This is a genomic window from Methylobacterium sp. J-030 (assembly GCF_022829545.1).
Taxonomy (GTDB): domain Bacteria; phylum Pseudomonadota; class Alphaproteobacteria; order Rhizobiales; family Beijerinckiaceae; genus Methylobacterium.
In genome coordinates, this window is sequence record NZ_JAKSYM010000127.1 from 1 (window position 1) to 414 (window position 414).

Below are 414 nucleotides of genomic sequence, written 5' to 3' on the forward strand. Positions count from 1 at the left end.
GTGCCCGCCCTACTGCTTTGGCTTCTGGCTCGGCGGAGCCGACTGATCGGTCTGCGGCTCCATCTTGGACGAGTCCGCCTTCGTGGGCGTGTTGTTCTCGGCCTTCTTGTCGTCGCAGCCAGCCACGCCGATGGCGAGCAGGGCGATGAGAGCGAGGGGCTTCACGGCGTTCATGGCGGTCTCCAGCCTGTCCGGTGTAGGGCGCGGTGAACGCCGGGCGGATCAGGACTGTTCCGGTGCCGTCTCTACCGCGCCTTCAGGGCCGGACACCGCCGCGTCTATCAATGCGCAAACACAAAGCCATTGATCACGAATAGAACGCCAGCGAATGCCTGGGAACGCCCACGGACTATACTTGTGGATATTAGACAATTTGACGGATCCGCCCTATATTTAGCAGATCACAGTCGAGCG

At 61.4% G+C, this 414-nt stretch carries 1 protein-coding gene; it reads right to left on the reverse strand.

The genetic code is table 11. From position 1 onward, the window contains the following. Window positions 1–9: 9 nt before the first annotated feature. Window positions 10–174: a hypothetical protein gene (locus MKK75_RS07045; protein ID WP_244041897.1), complete on the reverse strand. Its 165-nt coding sequence runs from the start codon at window positions 172–174 to the stop codon at window positions 10–12. Between the last annotated feature and the right edge of the window lie 240 nt (window positions 175–414).